The 22,145-nt window shown below is 37.0% G+C and carries 14 protein-coding genes and 1 tRNA gene; all 15 read left to right on the top strand.

What is annotated here, in order from left to right; genetic code table 11:
* Positions 1-233 precede the first annotated feature (233 nt).
* The 15 genes from IEV85_RS11120 to IEV85_RS11050 all read left to right on the top strand — a co-directional run bounded on the left by IEV85_RS11120 (position 234) and on the right by IEV85_RS11050 (position 22,140).
* Positions 234-3,296: a SusC/RagA family TonB-linked outer membrane protein gene (locus tag IEV85_RS11120; RefSeq protein WP_188463272.1), complete on the top strand. Its 3,063-nt coding sequence runs from the start codon at positions 234-236 to the stop codon at positions 3,294-3,296.
* 24 nt (positions 3,297-3,320) lie between these two features.
* Positions 3,321-4,850: a RagB/SusD family nutrient uptake outer membrane protein gene (locus IEV85_RS11115; protein ID WP_188463270.1), complete on the top strand. Its 1,530-nt coding sequence runs from the start codon at positions 3,321-3,323 to the stop codon at positions 4,848-4,850.
* 254 nt (positions 4,851-5,104) lie between these two features.
* A complete protein-coding gene (locus IEV85_RS11110; protein ID WP_188463268.1) occupies positions 5,105-6,196 on the top strand; it encodes a family 43 glycosylhydrolase in 1,092 nt (363 codons plus the stop codon).
* Positions 6,197-6,225: 29 nt separating this feature from the next.
* Positions 6,226-7,398, top strand: coding sequence for a glycoside hydrolase 5 family protein (locus tag IEV85_RS11105; RefSeq protein WP_188463266.1), 1,173 nt, complete (start codon positions 6,226-6,228; stop codon positions 7,396-7,398).
* Positions 7,399-7,453: 55 nt separating this feature from the next.
* Complete coding sequence (locus tag IEV85_RS11100) at positions 7,454-9,304, top strand: glycoside hydrolase family 2 protein (protein WP_188463264.1); 1,851 nt, start codon at positions 7,454-7,456, stop codon at positions 9,302-9,304.
* 1,726 nt (positions 9,305-11,030) lie between these two features.
* Positions 11,031-11,408 (top strand): hypothetical protein, encoded by a 378-nt coding sequence (locus IEV85_RS11095; protein WP_188463262.1) that lies wholly within the window; start codon positions 11,031-11,033, stop codon positions 11,406-11,408.
* 3 nt (positions 11,409-11,411) lie between these two features.
* A complete protein-coding gene (locus IEV85_RS11090) occupies positions 11,412-13,343 on the top strand; it encodes a tetratricopeptide repeat-containing sensor histidine kinase (RefSeq protein ID WP_188463260.1) in 1,932 nt (643 codons plus the stop codon).
* 36 nt (positions 13,344-13,379) lie between these two features.
* Entirely contained in the window at positions 13,380-14,240 is an 861-nt protein-coding gene (locus IEV85_RS11085) for a hypothetical protein (protein ID WP_188463258.1), read from the top strand.
* Positions 14,241-14,691: 451 nt separating this feature from the next.
* Positions 14,692-16,302, top strand: coding sequence for an AAA family ATPase (locus IEV85_RS11080; RefSeq protein ID WP_188463256.1), 1,611 nt, complete (start codon positions 14,692-14,694; stop codon positions 16,300-16,302).
* Positions 16,286-16,972 carry an HNH endonuclease family protein gene (locus IEV85_RS11075; RefSeq protein WP_188463254.1) on the top strand — a complete coding sequence of 229 codons (687 nt, stop codon included), beginning with the start codon at positions 16,286-16,288 and terminating at the stop codon, positions 16,970-16,972. Before IEV85_RS11080 ends, IEV85_RS11075 begins: the two co-directional genes overlap by 17 nt.
* 10 nt (positions 16,973-16,982) lie before the next feature.
* Complete coding sequence (locus IEV85_RS11070) at positions 16,983-17,897, top strand: DUF5655 domain-containing protein (RefSeq protein WP_188463252.1); 915 nt, start codon at positions 16,983-16,985, stop codon at positions 17,895-17,897.
* 31 nt (positions 17,898-17,928) lie between these two features.
* The gene (locus IEV85_RS11065) at positions 17,929-18,912 is read left to right on the top strand and encodes a sulfotransferase domain-containing protein (RefSeq protein WP_188463250.1); all 984 of its coding nucleotides are present in this window, start codon (positions 17,929-17,931) and stop codon (positions 18,910-18,912) included.
* A gap of 266 nt (positions 18,913-19,178) precedes the next feature.
* Positions 19,179-19,787, top strand: coding sequence for a hypothetical protein (locus tag IEV85_RS11060; protein WP_188463249.1), 609 nt, complete (start codon positions 19,179-19,181; stop codon positions 19,785-19,787).
* Between the two features lie 290 nt (positions 19,788-20,077).
* Positions 20,078-20,151: transfer RNA gene (locus IEV85_RS11055), tRNA-Asp, on the top strand.
* 1,026 nt (positions 20,152-21,177) lie between these two features.
* Positions 21,178-22,140, top strand: coding sequence for a family 43 glycosylhydrolase (locus tag IEV85_RS11050; protein ID WP_188463247.1), 963 nt, complete (start codon positions 21,178-21,180; stop codon positions 22,138-22,140).
* Positions 22,141-22,145 lie beyond the last annotated feature (5 nt).

Raw genomic sequence — 22,145 nt, 5'->3', positions numbered from 1 at the left:
TTCAATTAAACACCTTATTTGCCGAAGTGATGCAAACGTTTGTAATTCAGCTTTGTGCTGTTTGTTGCAATTGTTTCTAACTACATACTATGAATTTGCATATTTTTTATAGTTGTAGTGTTTAGGTGATTGGTGAGAGTTGGAAATATCCAACCTCACCATTACTCTTCTCACAATAAATTATTTGGATAGCAATCGATTGTATGCTTATTAAACCTTATTAACAAAAATATATGAGACAAAACGTACTATTGAAGATCAAATTGTGGATGATGTTGATTCCTCTGCTTTGCATTCAAAAGCAATTAAATGCTCAGAATCAAAGTCAGGTGGTTCAGGGGAAAGTGACCTCTCTTGGGGATAACACATCTCTGCCAGGAGTAAGTGTTCTTTTAAAAGGAACCAATACTGGAACAGTTACAGGTATTGATGGTGAATTTACATTAGAGGTTCCTTCTGGTGAATCTGTACTTGTATTTAGCTTTGTGGGTTTTTCTACAGAAGAAATTGTTGTTGGAAACCGCCAAACAATTAATGTTACCCTTTCTGAAGATATTACTACACTGGGCGAAGTAGTGGTTATTGGTTACCAAACGGTAAGAAAAGAAGACCTTACGGGAGCAGTAGCAGTAATAACTCCCGAAGCTTCTAAGCGGGTAAGTGCTAATTCACTGGCTGAATCTATTCAAGGCTTGGCACCGGGAGTAACAGTAAGAAATGGTGGTGGGCCCGGAGAGGGGGCTTCCATTGATATTCGTGGTGTAGCAAGTTTTACTAACACTAATCCATTATATGTTATTGATGGAATGATTGCTGATGCAAACCCTACGATCAATACCAATGATATCGCTTCTATTCAAATTCTGAAAGATGCTTCTGCAGCCGCAATTTATGGTTCTCGTGCTGCCAACGGTGTCATTATTATTACTACTAAACAAGGAAAGGAAGGACCTGCCAAAATAAGCGCTTCTGCTAAATATGGAGTTCAGCAAATTGCTAACAGATGGGACTTGATGAACAGTGCTGAATTTGCAGCTATGCAAAGGAGACAATATGAAAATTCAGGAGAAACTATTCCATCCAGCGTTACTGATGTGAATCCTGAAATTGATACAGATTGGCAGGATGAAGTGATAAGAACTGGAAATATTCAGGACTATAATGTTACTTTATCAGGAGGATCAGAAACGAGTTCATATCTTGTATCAGGAAGCTACTTTAAAAATGAAGGAGCTATCATAGGTCAATCCTTTGATAGGTCAAGTTTAAGAGTAAACACCAAAAGTAAAGTAGGTAGAATAACTTTCGGAGAAAACCTGCTGCTTTCCAATTCTTTTGATAGATCTCCGGGAGACGGAAACCCTTTCTATGATATGCCACAGATGCTTCCTGTAATTCCTGTGCAAAGTGATGATTATATTTCAGCAACAAATCCGGAAGGTTGGGGAATAGGTTCTATTGATGCAGTAACTTATGCCTGGAATTCAGTGGCAGTAAATTCAATTGATTCCAGAAGGGCTAATTTTGCCAAGCTTGTGGGTAATGCTTATGTAGATGTGGAGTTTACAGACTGGTTATATTATAAGTTTAATGCCGGTGTTGAGGTGAGCTTCGACCATGTGAAAAACGTGCACGAATATGGTGTTTGGAGGTTTAATGCACCGGATTATCCCAGCACTATAAATGAGGAGAGATCGAGGTATTCCAGCCTGTTGTTTGAACATACACTTAATTTTAAGAAAGAGTTAGGAGCACATAGCATCAATGGAGTTTTAGGGTATAGTCAGCAAAGCTCTACAAGAGAGTTTACTTCTGCTGGCCGATCCAATTTGATGGTGTACAATGGCCGATACTATAAAACAATAGGTTCAGCAACCGGAGATGCGGTGGCAGATGGTGGTATTCCAGTAGATTATAGTATTTACGGCTATTTAGGAAGGGTGAATTACGTTTATAATGACAAGTATTTACTTACACTTACTGCTCGTCTGGATGAAGACTCAAGATTTGGTGCCAACTATCGTCAGGGATTTTTCCCTTCTGTGGCAGCAGGCTGGAGAATCAGCGAAGAAAGCTTCTTTAACCTGGATAAAGTCTCAGATTTAAAACTGAAAGCCAGCTATGGTGAATTAGGAATTAACCCTGTAGGTTCGTGGGACTATACCGCATTTATTAATACTAACCCAAGAGCCATTTTTGGACCAAATGAAGATGTTAATGTAGGAAGTACCCAGGCAAGGTTAGCGAATCCTGACCTGAAATGGGAGGAAAGAGTTGTTAAAAATATAGGCATTGAAGCTGGCTTATTTAGGAATAGTTTATTGATTTCAGTGGAAGCGTATGATGCCCTATCAAAAGACAATTTACTGCAATTGCCTGTTGGAGGTTACTTAGGCAACTTAGGAGGAAACCCATTTGTAAATGCAGGTTCCATCCGTAATCGCGGAATTGAAGCAGCAGTTACTTACCGAAGTTATGGTTCTGATTTGAAATGGGATGCTTCCTTTAACATCACCACCATTAAAAATACAGTGGAAGATGTAGGGAATAGAGGAGAAGGCATAGACTATATCCAAATTGGCAATACCCGAACGCAGGTTGGTAGATCCATTGGGGAATGGTATGTATTGGAAACCGATGGACTTTTCCAGAGTGAAGATGAGGTGCTTAACTATACCAATTCAGAAGGTACAGTCATTCAGCCTTTCGCCAAGCCGGGAGATGTGAAGTACGTGGATCATAACGATGATGGAACTATTAATGTGGAAGACAGAACTTTTGCAGGATCGCCATGGCCTACTTTACAAACAGGTGCTCAGTTTAATGTTAGCTATAAGCAATTTAGCTTGAATGCACAGTTTGTAGGGGTTTTTGGTACGGTAATTTATAATGATGTCAGAAAAGTATTAGATAGCTATCAAAGAACCAACTTCAGAGCTGATATTAATCCCTGGACTCCTGAAAACACCAATACCTCTGATCCGCGAATAGGCCTGGATACCGAGCAGGGAATTATTGATAACAACCTGGGCAATACTGACAGATGGTTGGAAAATGGCTCATACGTAAGGCTAAGAAATTTAGAACTGGGTTATGCATTACCTGAAATTTTTATGGACAGAACCGGCCTGGAAAGCGGGAGATTATTCATAAGCGCTCAAAATCTCTTCACTATTACTCCTTATTCAGGATTGGATCCTGACGTGACAGGTAATGGTATTTATGAGAGGGGACTTGATAATGGCAACTGGCCTTCAAGCAGAGTATTCTCTTTAGGGGTGCAGCTGGAATTTTAACATCATATTCAAAATTTAACTTATATGAAAAAGATTATATACATACTACTGGCAGGTTGTTTCTTAACAACTGCTTGTGAAAAAGAACTGGATATTGAAAATCCTAATGAGCCTATTGTTGAGGCATTCTGGCAAAATGCCAATGATGCTACTGCAGGTGTAAATGCCATTTACAGTACACTCCACAGAGGATCAATTTCCCGTTGGATGCCGTTTTATCATATCATCAGGTCCGATGTGGGAAGAAGCACCAGCCCGGCCACAGACATAGTAAATAATATGGATCAGTTTTTAGTAACTGATTATAACTATGGCAATGCCTACGGAATATGGAATGACAATTACGTGGGGATATTCAGAGCTAACCAGGTAATAGCTAACGTGCCATCTATAGAAATGGATGAGGAATTAAGGCAACGGTTGATGGGTGAGGCTTTGTTTTTCAGAGCATTTTTTTACTATCAATTAGTATCGCTTTGGGGAAATGTTCCATTAATGCTTAAACCTTCAACTCCAAATGATCAGCCTGGAACATCCAGTCAGGAAGAGGTTTGGGCGCAGATAGAAGCTGATCTTATAGCAGCTGCGGAAGGTTTGCCAGCTGTCTATCCGGATGCTGAGGATTTAGGCAGAGTGACCAAAGGTGCTGCAAAAGCACTTTTAGCTAAAGCTTACATGCAACAACAGGATTACACAGCTGCTTTGAGCCCATTGGAATGGCTGGTAGAAGGTGAAGGAAGTGGTATTTATGAATTGACCTCTAATTACAGGGATAATTTCTTAATTTTTACTGAAAACAATGTAGAATCAGTTTTTGAATGGCAGTTTTCTGAGAACCCTACGGAATTTACTGATAATGACATTGAAACCCCTAACCATAACTATGGTACTTCAATTGCGCAGTTTTTTGGGCCAAGTGGTATTGGCTGGTCCGATGGTGAGGCACATCGCTGGGTAGTCAGAGAGTTTTTGAATGAAACTACTACAGAAGGAGAGCGGGATCCAAGGTTGGAAGCTACTTTTCTTTATGACTCAACCGATGTAAGAGGCCCTGAATTCACCATGATCTATGGTCAGACTTTTGCGCAAAGGTATGGCCTTGAAAATAACAGGGTTTGGTTCAGGAAATTTCAAAACGATCACTGGAAAGACGGTGAAGGCTACAGATCCCCTAATAACTGGCGCTATATCAGGTATGCTGATGTGTTGCTAATGTATGCAGAAGCGCTTAATCAAACAGGAAGCACAGGAGAAGCCTATCAACATGTGGATAGAGTAAGACAAAGAGCGGGTTTGGCCCTTTTGTCTGATGTAATGCCAGGTTTATCAGAAGCGGATTTTCTGGAGCAACTAAAGCATGAGCGTTTGCTGGAGTTATCAGGTGAAGGCCACCGATGGAATGACTTAGCCCGGTGGGGTGATCTTGGACCTGAACTGGCAGATAGAGATCCCGGATTTCTAACTTTTGATGTCGGGAAAGATGAACTTTTGCCTATTCCTGCACAAGAAATTGATATCAACCCGAATCTTGAGCAGAATAGGGCCTGGAGATAAAAAGTAAGAAGAATTTATAGGTAATTCTGTTTTTTAATGCCGTTAATAAATGAATACAGCCTTGAATTTTTCTTTCTTTTTGTTCAAGCAAAAAGAAAATAAAGAGTCTAAGAAAATACCAATTAGAGAACTGAAAATAGATAGAGCATTCTTGCCAAACTATACATTTTAAGCATCTTAAATGATTTTTTTCATTAAAATCGGAGTAGAGCCATTTTTTTCAATAAATCAGATAATCATTAAATCAATACCGAATGAACAAAGCAAAATTTCTGAAACTGAATTTTTTATATACCCTGATTCTTATGCAGCTAGGTTTTACCAGCTGCAAAAGCGATGATGGTGGAGATAAACAACATACTCCCACGCCTCCTCCAATCAGCGAGGTGGACAGCACTTTTACCAATCCTATAGTAAATAACGGGCCGGATCCATGGGTTTATCAGTATGAAAAAGTCTATTATTATACACACACCATGGGAAATAGAATTGGAATTTATAAAACAGATGCTATTTCCGAGCTGGGAGAGGTAAGAAGTACTACGGTCTGGACACCTCCGGCATCAGGCCCTTATTCAAAAAATATATGGGCACCTGAATTACATCGGATTGATGAAAAATGGTATTTCTATTTTGCCGCTGATGATGGGGACGATAAAAACCATAGGATGTTTGTGATTGAGAATGATTCTCCCGATCCCACTGTGGGCACCTGGGAATTTAAAGGACAGGTTACCAGCACTTCTGACAAATGGGCTATTGACGGGACAGTTTTCGATTATGAAGGTCAGCTTTACTTTATCTGGTCGGGTTGGAGAGGTGATGATGATCCCGGCATTCAGCAACTTTACATTGCTAAGATGACTAACCCCTGGACTATTGAAGGCGACCGTGTGATGATCTCTGAACCCACTTACGATTGGGAAAAGAATGGACTGGTAAATGAAGGGCCGCAAATCCTCAGAAATAAAAATGATGAGGTGTTTTTAATCTACTCTGCCAGTGGATGCTGGACGGATGATTACAAACTGGGCATGCTAACGCTAAATGAAGGAGGAGATCCTTTAAATCCGGATGATTGGCAGAAGAAAAGTGAGCCTGTTTTCTCCAAAAAGCCGGAGCATAATGCATATGGACCGGGACATAATAGCTTCTTTAAATCACCGGATGGAACAGAGGACTGGATTATTTACCATGCAAATCCTGAAAGTGGGCAAGGTTGTGGAAATAACAGGAGCACTCGAATTCAAAAATTTGAGTGGACTGAAGAGGGAGCGCCTGATTTTGGTGAACCTGTAAGAATCAATACTCCATTAGATAAACCTTCCGGTGAGGTAACAGAATAAAATATGTATAAAGTAATAAACAACAATAAATGAGATCATATAAAATTTCCCTGCTGATAGGGCTTGCAGTTTTAATATTCCATAACTGTACTTCTCCAGAAAAAAAAGAGCAGAATAGCAAAGTAAATGTTTCTGAAAAACCTTCTTTAACCGTATGGAGTAAAGAGAAGGCTAATAAGTGGTACAAAGAGCAGCCTTGGTTAGTAGGAGCCAACTACAATACCAGAACATCAATTAATCAATTGGAGATGTGGCAGGCAAACACTTTCGATACAGCCATTATTAACCAGGAACTGGGCTGGGCTGCCGACCTGGGAATGAATACTATGAGAGTTTACCTGCATGATTTACTTTGGCAGCAGGATTCTACGGGATTAGTGGAAAGAATGGGAATATTTTTAAAGATAGCTGATAAACACCATATCAAACCATTATTTGTACTGTTTGATTCTTGTTGGGATCCTTATCCTGAGGCGGGTAAACAGAGAGTGCCTCAGCCACATCTTCATAACTCTGGCTGGGTGCAAAGTCCGGGACTGAAAGCCTTAAAAGACACCACTCAGCATCCAAGGCTTGAACGCTATGTAAAAGGAGTAGTGATGGCATTTGCAGAAGATAAGCGTGTACTGGGTTGGGACATCTGGAATGAGCCAGACAATACCAACGACAGGGCATATGGAAAGGTAGAATTAGAGAATAAGGCCGAGTATGTATTGCCATTGCTGAAAAAGTCTTTTGTATGGGCAAGAGAATCTCAGCCCATTCAGCCAATTACTTCAGGTGTATGGATAGGGGATTGGTCCACGCACGAGGCGATGACACCTTTACAGCGGGTACAAATTGAGCAGTCGGATGTTATCTCATTTCATAATTATGATGATCCCGCTGAGTTCAAAAAAAGAATCAAATGGCTGCAACGATATGAAAGGCCACTGCTGTGTACCGAATACATGGCACGCCCAAATGGGAGTACCTTTCAAGGTTTTCTACCTATAGCGAAAGAATTGAATATTGCTATGTACAACTGGGGTTTTGTGGATGGTAAAACGCAGACCAAGTATCCGTGGGATAGCTGGGATAAGGTATACACTACTGCTCCTGAAGTATGGTTTCATGAAGTGCTGAGAGCTGATGGAATGCCTTATAAAGAAGAGGAGGTAGCACTGATAAAAGAATTGACTGATGTGGAAGCTGTGCCATAAACAAAAAGCAGAAGAGTATCAGTAAATACAGTTCAGCTAAAAAACAGATAATATTATGAAATACTTATTAGTAAGCCTCGCTATTTTAGTCCGGGTGAGTATAATAAATGCTCAGGATGCGCCCTGGAAGATTGTTCCAGGCAAAATAACTTCTGCCTGGGCAGAAGAAGTGGATCAGGAGAATGTGCTTCCTGAATATCCGCGACCTCAAATGATACGGGAGAATTGGCAGAACCTTAATGGATTATGGAATTATGCCTTGGAGGCTAAAACTGATGGAGATGATATACCAACCCAATTCCAGGGTAAAATTCTTGTTCCTTTTGCTATTGAATCAGCCTTGTCCGGTGTGGCCAAAAGAGTAGGGAAGGATAGTGTACTCTGGTATAAAACTACTGTTAAAGTGCCTTCAAAGCTTAGAAAAGAAACTGTTTTGTTACATTTTGGAGCGGTAGACTGGTTGGCAGATGTTTATGTAAATGGCATAAAAGTAGGTACTCACCGTGGAGGATATGATCCATTTTCTTTTGACATTACTGCTGCATTGAAGAAGGGTGGTGATCAGGAAATAGCTGTGAGGGTGTGGGATCCTACAGATGAAGGTCCGCAGGCGCGCGGTAAGCAGGTTAAGAAACCGGAAGGTATATGGTATACTCCTGTAACAGGTATTTGGCAAACCGTTTGGCTGGAATCAGTTCCGAAGACCCATATTACATCAACAAAGCAAACACCTGATGTTGATAAAAAGACATTGAAAGTATCTGCTGATATACAAAATCTGCAAACAAATGATAAGCTTAGAATAACTGCTTTTGATGGCAGGACTAAAATTTCCGAAAAAGTGATTAACGGAAATGAAGAGGCTGTTCTGGAAATTGAAGAACCTAAGCTGTGGTCTCCTGCATCACCATTTTTATATGATTTAAAGATTACTGTTATAAGAAACGGAAAGGCAGTTGATGAAGTAGATAGTTATTTTGCCATGCGTAAAATTAGTATGGAGCCGGATGTAGAAGGCACTCAACGGATGCTTTTGAACAATGAATTTGTATTTCAATTTGGTCCGCTAGATCAGGGGTGGTGGCCTGATGGTTTATATACTGCACCTACAGAGGAGGCTTTGGCATTTGATATTGAGAAAACCAAAGAAATGGGTTTCAACATGATTCGTAAACATGTAAAAGTGGAAGCGGCACGATGGTACTATCTTGCTGACAAGTTAGGAATGCTGGTATGGCAGGATATGCCCAGCGGAGATCTGGGAAACAGATGGAACCCAAAACCTGGTGTAGAAGGTCTTCAAACCGATAAAGATAGAACAAAAGAATCCATTGAAATTTTCCGTGAAGAATGGGCTGAGATTATGAAAGACCTCCACAATTTCCCAAGCATTGTAGTTTGGGTACCATTTAATGAAGCCTGGGGACAGTTTAAGACCGCTGAGATTACAAATTGGACACTGGAAAGGGATCCTTCAAGGTTGGTAAACAGTGCCAGTGGAGGTAATTTTGAGCCAGTGGGTCACATTATTGACATCCATAATTATCCTGAGCCCGCTATGCCAAGAGCGGATTTGTTTGGAAAAGACCAAATTCTGGTGTTGGGTGAATACGGAGGGCTTGGTTTGCCGGTAGAAGGCCATACCTGGCAGGAAAAGGATAACTGGGGCTACCGTAGCTTTCAAAATAAAGAAGAGCTTTTTGATAAATACAAAGAATACATTTCCAAAATAGCAGATTTGATTAGACGAGGACTTTCTGCTGCAGTTTACACACAAACAACAGATGTAGAAGTGGAAACTAATGGATTGATGACCTATGATAGAAAAGTAATCAAGTTGGCTCCTGAAAAGTTATCTGAAATCCATCAGGTATTGTACGATAAGTATTTAGTGGAAATGGAATAGCATCAGCCTCAAACTTACAAGAACGTTTAGCATGGCCGAATGAAAAGATTGCCGCACATGAATTCTTCCGATTAGCATCGAAAGAATTACATGTTCACAATAACGGTACAATTTGGCATAGCTATTGATTTTTGCCCCATTAAGTTAAATTGACAGTCATTCCCGAGCAGTCGGGAATCTAAAGATTGAAACCTAGGGTTGAAATATCTATTATTTTGCAGTTGCTGATAATGATGTTGCACATCATTGTAAAGATTCCTGATGTTTTCCTCGTACCTCGTAAAACTCTGAGTTGCCTTTGGCTTAAATAACGATTTAATTAAAAGGTAATTCCAATGCTGATTACTAACTATCAAACTTTCTGAGATCATTCTCCCCCTTTCCTAAAAAGGGGGCAGGGGGGATTTTATTGATTTGTAAAAAGGATAAGATTGTTTAACTGCAAACCTTTAGTAGAATCCGTCACTGCTAGCTTTTCCTCGTGGCCTTTTTGAAGCCATAGAAAACCGCGGCAGTCTTATGAAATGTAGACAATACGTTTAGCGTGTCCAAATCAAAAGATTGCCACACATGAATTCTTTCAATTGACATTGAAATAATAGCATGTTCGCAATGACGATACAATTTGGCATAGCTATTGATTTTTGACTCATTCTGTTAAATTGATAGTCATTCCCGAGCAGTCGGGAATCTAAAGATTGAAACCTACGGTTGAAATATCTATTATTTTGCTGTTAATGGTAATGATGTTGCACCTCATTGTAAAGATTCCTGATATTTTACTCGTGCCTCTTAAAACTCTGAGTTGCCTTTGGCTTAAATAACGATTTAATTAAAAGGTAATTCAAATGCTGATTACTAACTATCAAACTTTCCGAGATCGTTCTCCCCCTTTTTTAAAGGGGGCAGGGGGGATTTTATTGGTTTGTAAAAAGGATGAAATTGTTTTAACCTGCAAATCTTTAGTAGAACTCGTCACTGCGAGGTTTTCCTCATGGCTTTTTGGAAGCCATAGAAAACCGCGGCAGTCTTATGAAATGTAGACAATACGTTTAGAGTGTCCAAATCAAAAGATTGCCACACATGAATTCTTTCAATTGACATTGAAATAATAGCATGTTCACAAAAACGGTAAAATTTGGCATAACCATGTTTTTTTGCCCCATTCTGTTAAATTGATCGTCATTCCCGAGCAGTCGGGAATCTAAAGATTGAAACCTACGGTTGAAATATCTATTGTTTTGCAGTTGCTGATAATGATGTTGCACATCATTGTAAAGATTCCTGATATTTTCTCGTACCTCTTAAAACTCTGAGTTGCCTTTGGCTTAAATAACGATTTAATTAAAAGGTAATTCCAATGCTGATTACTCACTATCAAACTTTCCGAGATCATTCTCCCCCTTTCCTAAAAAGGGGGCAGGGGGGATTTTATTAATTTATAAATGGATAAGTTTGTTTTAACCTGCAAATCTTTAGTAGAACCCGTCACTGCGAGGTTTTCCTCATAGCTTTTTGTGAGACATAGAAAGCATGGCAATTTAAAGAAATACAGGCAAAAAGTAGAATTACTTAAATTACCCTTCAAATTGACTTCTTTCATCACCAAAACTGACCCATATACTTTTGTAATCAATATATTCTTCGAATAATTCCACTATATATTTACAAATAATGTGGAAACATGTATATTGTTGTCAATTATTATTTAAAACCACATTATTTTATGGCAGATAGAATTATTAAAGTTAGTAAAAAGTCCGATAGTAACGAACTGTATCTCACCGATAGTGAGGGTAATAAAGGTGGCACAATTACCACCAAAGTAAGACCCGGAGATAATGTAATTTGGGAATTGGATCCGGATGGTGGTGTCGATTATATAATAGGTATATTAAAGAAACCTGTAAGTGGTAGCACGAACGTACTTAGTTCTACGCCTACACCTGTTGACCCTAACGATCCTAAAACAGCATGGCAAGGAACAGTTGAAGAAAGTGTAACTGGTTCGGAAATCTATGATATAGCTTATATGATTGAAGGGCAATCCTATATAGGTGACCCTGTTATAGAAGTGGATGAAGATGGCACTGAAGGAGATTAAACAGTGAAAGCTGATCTTTATTTAATATATAATCATTTAGCCAAAGTGCTGCTTTTAGTAGCCTTTGGTTATTTATACAATAATAATACATTCGGACAGAGTGAAGCTGCAACAGATAGTTTAATTTCCCTTTCTGAAAAAAGTGGCATTTCAGATTCATTAAGACTGGAGATATTTGAACAAATAGCTAAAAACCAGATTCTCAATCCTAGGTTAAGGCTAAAATACACTGATAAAATTTATGAAATTGCTTCTCGAAAAAAAGATACACTTTGGTTGTATAAGGCCACGTTGCGGTATGGACATAATTATATAAAGATAAGCCAATATGATAAAGCACTTGAAAACTATTTCAAAGCTATACAATGTGCAAAATCCTTAAGAGATAAGTCTAAAGAGGCTATTGTTTATGGCAACATAGCCAATATTTATAAAAAAACAGAAGATCACTCAAAATCACTGCTTTTCTATAAGAGAGGAATCATATTATTACATGAACTAAATGATGTGAAAGGTTTAGCAGGCACTTATAATAATGCTGCCTTGCTTTATAAAGATATTGGTAGATATGATAGTTCACTGCTCTATTTTGAAAAAGCCAGTAAAATCTACGACAGCCTTGATTTCAAATTAGGCATTGCTTATAACATTGGAAATACCGGTTTGCTTTATGCGAAAATGGATCACGAAGAGAAAGCGCAGGACCATATTGAGCGGGCAATTGCTATTTTGACAGAGTTGGAGGCATATTATCCGATTGCTGATTATGATTTAAGCATGGCAGATTTTTATGCTAATAAAGGAAACATTAAAAAGGCCATCAATTATGGCCTTCATAGTCTGCAAATCGCTTCTGAATATAATTTAAAAGAACAATTGATGGATACCAATCTGAAGCTCTCTGAGCTTTATGAGATGCAGAATAACTTCCAACAAGCTTATTTCCATCAGGAACAATATTTAGTCTACAGGGACAGTATCAACAATGAAGAAACTATTCGTAAAATGGCTGATCTGCAGACTGAATACGAGGTAGCTCAAAAGCAGCTTGAAGTTGATATGCTGGAAAATAAAAGAGAACAACAGAATATTATTTTCATAGCCATGGTTGTCATCATTGTTTTACTGGGCTTTCTGGTGTTCCTATATTACCGTAACTACAAGCGTAAACAAACACTCAACCTTATAATCACCGAAAGGAAAGAAGAAGTAGAAGCACAGCGGGATCAGCTGGAAGCCATGAATGAGACCAAAGAGAAGTTCCTGTCCATTGTTTCGCATGACCTGTTAGGGCCTGTAAATTCCTTCAAAGGGCTTTCTGCCATCATGAAAACTTCTATAGACGCTAATAATATTAGAGATTTAGAATACATCCATAAGCTATTTGATAATTCGATTAACAATCTTTCAACTTTACTTACCAACCTATTGGACTGGTCGGTTACGCAACAAGGAGCCATCCCTTATAATCCGGAGCGCATCATTCTTGCCAACCTGGTGAATGAATTGCTCGATTTATTTTCGAATATGGGCAGAACAAAGGAGTTGAACCTTATATCTACTGTACATGACGATGCAATCGTTTGGGCGGATGAAAACAGTGTAAAAACCATTTTGAGAAACCTGGTGAGTAATGCCATCAAATTTACAGATGCGAATGGGGAAATTATTGTTTCAGCTATTTTGAAAGATGGTATGATTGGAATTTCAGTAGCAGACAGCGGGATAGGAATGACTCAGGAGAAAATTGATAATCTGCTGGCTTACGATAATTATAACAGAAGTGCAGGCACAAAAGGTGAAAAGGGGATAGGCCTGGGCCTGCAGCTGGTGAAGGAATTTACTGAAATGAACAAGGGTAGGATAGAAATTCAAAGTGAAGTACGGGTGGGCACCACCATCACAGTGTTTTTACCCTCTGATGAAACCTTGTAATGTGCATCACAATAAAGTTGTTCTAAATACAAAATGATGAAAAAATTAGTACTTACTGCCGCTTTGCTCTTCAGTGGTCTATTAGCAATGTCTCAGACCAAGGATGAAGTAGTTCAATCCGTTCGCGATCGTTATTACCGAATTACAGGGGGAAAAGTAGACCTGAAGACTTATTCAGTGTCCCCATATAATGTTTCTGAAGAGAATGGAAACGTAGTCATTATTAAGGAAGAAGTGTCAGATGGTCGTTTTGAATACTATTTCGATGCCAACAAAAAGCTTCCCTATTTCATCTATTTTGCTTCTAAAAATAATAAGGTGAATCCTGATTTGAGAGGCTACTATAATGATGAGGGAAAAATGGTCTGGTTTAAAGAGAATAATGAGGAGCCTGAAATAAGTTTCTACCAAATTCCGCATAAAGATTTATACCTGCGGACAATGAATGCTTACCATACGGTAGAGAACAGAGATTTACCCGCCAATCCTCAATCTAAAGCAATAGATGAGTATATCATTTCAGTGGCTGCAATGGAGAAGACTACGGATACCATAGCCTATGTTTCCGAATCGGATGAAGGGTATTATGAAGAGTGGGATTTAGCGTTTCGGAATAAGGAAAATGAAAAAGTTATGACTCAAAGTGGAGCTGGGGGAGAGCATGGAAGTAATGAAACCACTGTTTATTTTAGAGATGCACAAAAAGTTTGTGAAATAACGAAGTCGACCGGATGGATGGGCTCTTATGCTGATATAGAAATACTAATAAGTTATTTTAAAGAGGGAAAGCTCTTTCGTGAGGAGAAGTACAAAAGTTATGGTGAAAACATAATGGATCCTAAAAGCCCCTTTGGCTTTAACCGTGACGGTGTTGTGCCTGAGGTTAGGGTTTACTAGAAAAGACATTCTAACTACTTTATCTTTTGATAAAGACAATATATCAATTAAAAATATTGAGAGAACTTAAAGAATTATGTAATGAAGAGCATTTTGATCAAAACAGATTATAGATGATTACAGCTGCAATGAGCATGAAACCTTAAGAGGTGAAGTATTTACATGCCTGGAAAGCCGCCCTAGTGTTTTACAAGCCAGAAGCATCGGCCAGCGCATTATTGATAAAATGAAGCAGTTTGTACAGGTATTTATTGAGGGAATGAGGGCTTAATACTTAATGGATAAAACCAAAACCATAATGAAGTATATTAGTGAGATTAATTTATCATATGTCATTTTACAAAAAGCCTTCAAAGGCGAGCTAGTCCCCCAAGACCCAAATGATGAACCCGCTAGTGTGTTGTTGGAGCTGGTGAAGGGGGAGAAGGAAATTTCAACTAAAAAGTAGATTATGTTTAGATTTCATAAGCTGGAAGTGTTTGGGCATCCTACTTTAGGACATTTAGATATAGACTTTTATCCCGAAAAAGAAGATGCTGAAAAACAGGAGGAACCATTTACCTCTGTAATAATTGGCATGAATGGAACTGGGAAAAGTTTTATTCTTAAAACTATAGCTGATATTTTCTACCAATTAGAAAAGATGCAGAATGAAAAAAAAAGAGATGATATTAGCTTTGCATTCTACTTGAGATACTCTTTTTATGAAGCCAATTATGAGGTATATTCGAATAGATGGTTAGTTCAAAAAGGTATCAAAAAGGAAAGGTCTGATGTAAATAAAATTAACATTACATTTAATAGACCCCTTGGAAGTCATCTTTTTTTAGATGATTTTAAAATGCTACCCAATGAAGAGTATTCAATTAATATAGATCAATTGATTCTTCCTACAAAGGTCATAGCTAGTACTTCGCAAGTTAATGATCGATTTACATTTAAGAAAGATGATGAAAGCAATATTTACAAGTACTGCGGTTTAAAACATACTCCCCGAAATGTATCATCAAACGCATTCAAAAGGAAAATAACCAGTGCGCTTCTTGAAGCAATAAATCAACAAAACTTTATAGAAATTCTAAATTCTACTATTGTGGAATTTCTGAGTTTTGATCCTTATTTATCAATTAATTTTAGAACAAAATATACACTTAGGTTCTACAAGGATGACTTGACTGTGTCAGATTTTGAGGATTTTTATATTAGATATGAAGAAAAGCAAATAAGAAAAACCGAACCATGGGGTGCATGGAAATTTAAACAGCTACTTGAGGATAAAAATTTAAGTATAGAAAATCACACAAGGCTGGATGCTATTATTGATTATATAAATGAACTAGTAAAGCATAACTACCTAGATCGAATAAAAAATTCAGATTCGAAAAAGTTGAAAGTTGATTTCTTTAGCCAAAAGGCATATGGTTTGGATTACTCTATAATTAATGATTTAATTCAACTTGATATTTTATATGTTGAGAATATTGAAATTAAAAAGCATGGAAGAGACATTACACTGGATCAGGTTAGTGCTGGTGAAAATCAAATTATAATGTCTTTAATTAGAATATTATCAAATATTCGAGAGAACAGTTTGGTTTTAATTGATGAACCAGAACTAAGCTTACACCCTAATTGGCAAATGAAGTATATTCATTTATTAAAAAAGATGTTTAAGAAATTTCCAGATTCTCATTTTATTATTGCAACCCACTCGCATTTTTTAATTTCTGATTTAAAACCCGATAGTTCCAATGTTATAACCTTGAGAAGGATTGAACAAGGTTTGAGTTCTGAGAATTGGCTGTCAAGTACTTATGGTTGGTCAGCAGAAGAGATTTTGTTAAAAGTTTTTAATGTGCCCACTACACGGAATTATTTCATCTCTGAAAAAATAGGTGAGATCTTGGACGAAATTGCTAAACCTAAAAATAAGGAAAGGTTACTACTAATAAGATCAATGGTTCAAGAGCTAGTTGATGAGAATATTACAAAATTATCAGATGATGACCCCCTTAAAGAAGTAGTCGATAAATTAATTTCTAAATATGGCTACATTAAATAGAATACTTGGATATACATTAAGAGGTAAGACATATGCCAAAACTGGGAATGAGGAGTCAAAAATTGCTGATAATTTTCCATATCTAGCTAATGATTGGAGCAAATCTACATTTGAAAGTTTAAAGCAAAATATTAGAAAGCATTATGCTAGAAGACAAAAAACTAGGTGTGCTTATTGTAGAGTAAAAATTGCCGTTGAGGGTTATGGTTATCCAATTGAACATATTACATGTCGTGACAAGAAGCCAAACTGGATGTTTGCGAATTTTAATCTGGTGGTTTCATGTGTAGGCTGTAATTCTTCAAAGGGAGTTGATAATGTTTTAGTGAATCCTAGTACACATTATGGTGATTATGAAGAACACTGCCCAGATACAGGAGATCATTACCGTCTTTTTAATCCTCATTTTGATAATTGGTGTGACCATTTCGAAATAGAAGATGATTTCTTTTTAATTCCAAAACCAAATACTAAAGGACCATTCACATTTGATACTTGTAATATGCACAGGTATCAGATAATTCTAGATTTTAGAGAACAAATTAACTTACGAGAGCAAAAAACATTTAGAAATATTACAAAAAGGATAAGAAAAGAGAAAAATGAGGATAAGCTTAAACAGTTGCTAGAAGCCAAAGATGCAATTTTAGATATGATTGAAAATCATTAAATTAAACTGTATGAACCTCTACAACCTCAACAAATCCCATCTCAAAGAAATCAAAAGCCAATCTTTTAAGCTTGAAAAAGATATTCAGCAACTGGTAGAAGCCAATTTACAAATGCTCTTTGGATTAGATTTCGTAAAAACTGAGTTTCAGTTGAATGGCTTACGCATTGATACTTTGGCTTTTGACTCTCAAAGTGATGCTTTTGTAATCATTGAATATAAAAAGGGTAAAAGCTTTTCGGTGGTAGATCAAGGTTATTCTTATTTAAGCTTACTGCTCAATAATAAAGCTGATTTTATTTTAGAGTATCAGGAGCAAACTGGCAAGATGCTCAAAAAACAGGAAGTAGATTGGAGTCAATCCCGCGTATTATTTGTGGCCCCTCAATTTACAACTTACCAAAAGCAAAGCATTGAGTTCAAAGACCTGCCTTTTGAGCTTTGGGAAATCAAGAAATATGAAAATGATTTGATTATGCTGAACCTGCATAAGTCCAGTAGTCAGGTTAGTGTAAATACAATCAGCAACCAAGATGAACGAGTGGAGCAGGTCAGTAAGGAAATTAAAGTCTATACAGAAGAGGATCATTTAGCCAAAGCATCTGAAGTTACTAAAGAGCTCTATTTCGACTTAAAAGAACGTATCACCGCTTTAGATGAGGTTGAGGTTAATCCTGTGAAGCAATATATTGGTTTTAAAATAGGCAAAAAGGTATTTTGTGATCTTGAAATCCAAAAAAAGCAATTAAGGGTAAGAATTAATTTAAAAAAGGGTACTTTGGAAGATTATAAGATTCTTTTTAGAGATGTTTCTGAAATTGGACACTGGGGACTTGGAGACTATGAAGCAGTTGTTACACCAGAAACGGACTTGGACTATTTAATGAGTTTGGTAAAACAGAGTTATAATGTGTATGGAAGCTAAATTTTCAATTTGACTGAAAAACAAAACCTATATGAAAGATTCCTTAAGGGTTAACCCTCCGATTTCTAAATTTGTAATAGATAAGTCTTCTATTAATTTCATAGGAATAGGGGCCCAAAAAGCAGGAACTAGTTGGCTCTTTTCAAACCTCAAAAAATTACCTGATTTTTCTCTTGGGATAAAAGAAATTCATTATTTCGATAAGAACAAAAAATATTCTTCACCAAATACATTAAGTGAATCAAAAGTATATAAAAGAGTCCTCATATACGAATGGGTGAAATTTGTTGTTATAATGTTTATTAAAGCAATTTTAAGGTTAGATTTTATTCAAATTAATTGGGCTTTGAAGTGGATGTTTTATAATTATAATGATGAATGGTATTTATCATTATTTAAAAATTTAAAAGGATTTTCTGGTGAAATATCGCCTTCTTATGCTATTTTAGAGGAAAATGATATTCGGAAGATGTACAAACTAGCACCTGATGCTAAGATCATTTTCATTTTAAGGGATCCAATAGAAAGAGCGTGGTCTCATTATAGGTTTTCAAGAAAACATAGTAGTAAAAAATCGCGATCAAAATTTAAGCATGAATCTATAATTGATTTTATTAATTCCGATGATCAACTTCTTAGATCAAATTACATTGATACATTGGAAAAATATTCGAAAATATTTCCTGAAGCTCAAATACTAGTTTGCTTTTATGATGCGATAATAGATTGCCCGGAAAAGCTTTTAAAAGAAATAGTCCAATTCATAGGGGCTAATCCTAATAATATTGATAGGAATTGTGACCTTCTAGAAAAAGTAAATGTTTCAAAAGTAATAGATTGCCCTTCTGAAATTGAAGAGTACCTCAAAAAGCATTATTATGGATTAATAAACCAATTAGCTGAGACTTACGGTGGTTATTTTAATGTCTGGTTACAAAAAAACTATAGTGAGAAACCATATAATATTGATGTGACCAATTCATCTTTTTGTTTACAAATTACTAATAAGCGGTAGGTATACAAATTGAGTCTTGTAATTAAACTATTGCTTGAATGTTGAGTGTAATATTCTTAGTAAAGTATTTTGCTATAAATGCAAGTTGCTTTGTTACTATTTGTGTCATGGACTTAATTTTATTAATTGGAAACTTCAATATTCTAAACATAATATTTATATCCTTAATCATCTTCCTCCAACCCCTCACAATTTAACCCAAAACGCACCTCTTTCACTCAAAACTTCGTTAAATAAAGGTTAGTAGCTTAATTTCATAAACTATCATGACCTATTTATCAAAATCCAACGACAGTTTCAAATCCAGATTAAGGATTTTTCTTTTTGACAAAATTATTCACGGCAAGGCAGTAGATTCCTCTTTGCTGGAAGAGTTTCTGGAATATGACTTGTCTGAGAAGCAAGACTTAATCAAAAAATACGCAGCAGAATTTTTCCATACCGAGAGAGGAGAGACACTGCCCGGCACCGAAATGCAAATTGATGCCATTTATATTACCATTAAAGAGACTGAGCGCAAACTAAAAGCTGTATTGCCGCAGTGGAGGAAAGAGTACTTCCACAAAGTATTTAAAAAGCAATTGCACCCGGACAAGTTTAAAGCGCTTCAGGAAGCCAATGAATGTTATTACTGCAATATTACTGTTGATGAAATAGTGGAACTAGCTAAAAGCAATAAGCTCTTTAAAAAGAACGAGAGAGGCTGGAGGATGGAAATAGACCGTAAGGCTCCTAACCAGGAATATTCTGATAACAATTGCGAACCGATTTGCTATTGGTGTAATAATGCCAAAACGGATGAGTTCAGTGCCGAAGAATTTAAGCCAATTGGTATGGCCATAGGAAATGCATTAAGAGCGAGATTGAAAAACTAAGAAGTAAGATGATCGATGCCTGGTTGTAGATAAAAGTCTGCAGCTATACTTTGGGAAATATTTTACTTTTCTGTGTAGAAATCAAATATTCCGTTGAAGTAATTAAAATACTGCATTTTTTTTAAAATAATTTTGGGACACTAATGAACTGATATTCAATCTTATCTTAAGTTTCGGTTCGAATTTTGATAATATTTTTAAAATTATTTTATCATAAGGTTTTGCAATTAAAAAATATGCGCCTACATTTGCATCACCTTATCGGAAAGACGGTAAAGAAAACAAGTTTTGGTCTGGTAGTTCAGTTGGTTAGAATGCCTGCCTGTCACGCAGGAGGTCGCGAGTTCGAGTCTCGTCCAGACCGCGAAAAGCTCACTTTTTAAGTGGGCTTTTTTTGTTTAGGGTAGTTTATAATTAATTACAACATCCCCAGATTTTCAGGTTGATCCGATTTCTACCTATTAAACTTTCCGAGATCGTTCTCCCCCTTTCCAAAAAGGGGGCAGGGGGGATTTACGTGGGAGTGAATTGTTTAACTTGCAAATCTTTATTAGAACCCGTCACTGCGAGGTTTTCTACATAGCTTTTTTGTATTGTATAGAAAACCGCGGCATTCTTATGAAGTTCAGGCAATACGTTTAGTGTGTCCAAATTAAAAGATTGCTTCACATAAATTCTTCCGATTACATCGAAAGAATAGCATGTCCGCAATGACGAGAATCCCTTAAAATTGACAGTCATTCCAAAGCAGTCGGGATTCTAAAGATTGAAACCTATGGTTGAAATATCTATTATTTTACTGTTAATGGTAATGATGTACACATCATTGTAAAGATTCCTGATAGCTTTCTTCGTTGCTCTCCGAAACCTTCTGGCCTGCCAGCCCTTTGGCTGGAATGACGATTTAATTAAAAGACAATTCAAATGCTGATTTCTACCTATTAAACTTTCCGAGATGGTTCTCCCCCTTTTCTAAAAAGGGGGCAGGGGGGATTTATTGGAGTGAGGTTGTTTAACCTTCCAATTCACATCAAAAGAATAGCATCATTCACAATGATCAATAGGATGTGAAATGAGTTCCTCCTCAAAATGCTTTCAAACTACTAGTAGTCCCTATTTGACTCCGTTATTATACAAATTATACCAACAATAAAATAAAAAATATTTTTTTCTATATTTGATACTGTCATTTTGACGTTTATTATTTATTATGCATCTGAAAATAAGACTTTTGATGGTTCACTTTTTTACGAAAACATTTTTTTAGAGCGCCAATGCAAACGATTGATGTCTTTCGAATAATGCTTACACGCAATAAATCAATGTACTTCTTAGTGGATTCCATCTCATTTAACATATGTCAACCAAAAATTCTGTAAATCATATACACATGAAAATTAGAAACCTTAAAAACTTATTTCTTTTTATTGCTCTTTTAGCATCGGGCAATTCCTTTGCGCAAAATCCTATCATTACAGACGTGTTTACAGCTGATCCCGCGCCATTGGTGTACGACAATACAGTCTACTTATACACTAGTCATGACACAGCTTCTGTTGAACACACCAATTACAAAATGCCTGATTGGCTTGTGTTTTCTTCTAAAGATATGGTGAACTGGAAAAATCATGGATCACCCTTATCTCCCAAATCATTTTCATGGGCGACTGGTGATGCTTATGCTGCTCAGTGCGTAGAAAGGGATGGAAAATTTTATTGGTATGTTTCTACCTTTCATAAGAAAGATGAAAATAGTAAGGGAGGTGCAGCTATAGGAGTGGCTGTATCAGATAGTCCAACAGGCCCTTTTAAAGATGCCATAGGCAAAGCTTTAATTGTAAATGAGATGACTACCGATATGGAGCATAGCTGGGATGATATTGATCCTACTGTCTTTATTGATGATGGACAGGCTTATATGTATTGGGGCAATGGAAGTTGTAGATACGTAAAATTAAAAGATAACATGATCGAAAAGGATGGCCCGATTCATATAGTTGATGTAAAAAACTTTATTGAAGGTCCGTGGCTCTACAAACGAAAAGATTTGTACTACCTGATATATGCCGGTAAGGGTACTAAACCTGAAATGATAGAATATAGCACATCTAAAAGTCCTGAAGGGCCATGGGAGTACCAGGGCATTATTCAGGAAAATGTTCCGAATAGTTTTACCACTCATCCGGGCATTGTGGATTTTAAAGGGAAATCATATTTCATGTACCACAACGGGCTTCTTCCAACTGGTGGCAGTTACAGAAGATCAATTTGTATAGACTACATGTATTACAATGAAGATGGTACTATCCAAAAAGTAGTACAGACAAAAGAAGGTGTAGCCCCGGTAAAATGATTATG

The sequence above is a fragment of the Marivirga lumbricoides genome (assembly GCF_014636295.1).
Classification (GTDB): Bacteria; Bacteroidota; Bacteroidia; order Cytophagales; family Cyclobacteriaceae; genus Marivirga; species Marivirga lumbricoides.
Note: the sequence above shows the minus strand (reverse complement) of the source record. Positions and strands in the feature narration are given on the sequence as shown.

Bases quoted from the DNA above. Each gene is read 5' to 3' on its own strand.
- IEV85_RS11070 (WP_188463252.1), top strand. From the start codon at position 16,983: ATGAACCTCTACAACCTCAACAAATCCCATCTCAAAGAAATCAAAAGC.
- IEV85_RS11060 (WP_188463249.1), top strand. From the start codon at position 19,179: ATGACCTATTTATCAAAATCCAACGACAGTTTCAAATCCAGATTAAGG.
- IEV85_RS11100 (WP_188463264.1), top strand. From the start codon at position 7,454: ATGAAATACTTATTAGTAAGCCTCGCTATTTTAGTCCGGGTGAGTATA.
- IEV85_RS11110 (WP_188463268.1), top strand. From the start codon at position 5,105: ATGAACAAAGCAAAATTTCTGAAACTGAATTTTTTATATACCCTGATT.
- IEV85_RS11050 (WP_188463247.1), top strand. From the start codon at position 21,178: ATGAAAATTAGAAACCTTAAAAACTTATTTCTTTTTATTGCTCTTTTA.
- IEV85_RS11065 (WP_188463250.1), top strand. From the start codon at position 17,929: ATGAAAGATTCCTTAAGGGTTAACCCTCCGATTTCTAAATTTGTAATA.
- IEV85_RS11080 (WP_188463256.1), top strand. From the start codon at position 14,692: ATGTTTAGATTTCATAAGCTGGAAGTGTTTGGGCATCCTACTTTAGGA.
- IEV85_RS11115 (WP_188463270.1), top strand. From the start codon at position 3,321: ATGAAAAAGATTATATACATACTACTGGCAGGTTGTTTCTTAACAACT.
- IEV85_RS11095 (WP_188463262.1), top strand. From the start codon at position 11,031: ATGGCAGATAGAATTATTAAAGTTAGTAAAAAGTCCGATAGTAACGAA.
- IEV85_RS11075 (WP_188463254.1), top strand. From the start codon at position 16,286: ATGGCTACATTAAATAGAATACTTGGATATACATTAAGAGGTAAGACA.
- IEV85_RS11085 (WP_188463258.1), top strand. From the start codon at position 13,380: ATGAAAAAATTAGTACTTACTGCCGCTTTGCTCTTCAGTGGTCTATTA.
- IEV85_RS11105 (WP_188463266.1), top strand. From the start codon at position 6,226: ATGAGATCATATAAAATTTCCCTGCTGATAGGGCTTGCAGTTTTAATA.
- IEV85_RS11120 (WP_188463272.1), top strand. From the start codon at position 234: ATGAGACAAAACGTACTATTGAAGATCAAATTGTGGATGATGTTGATT.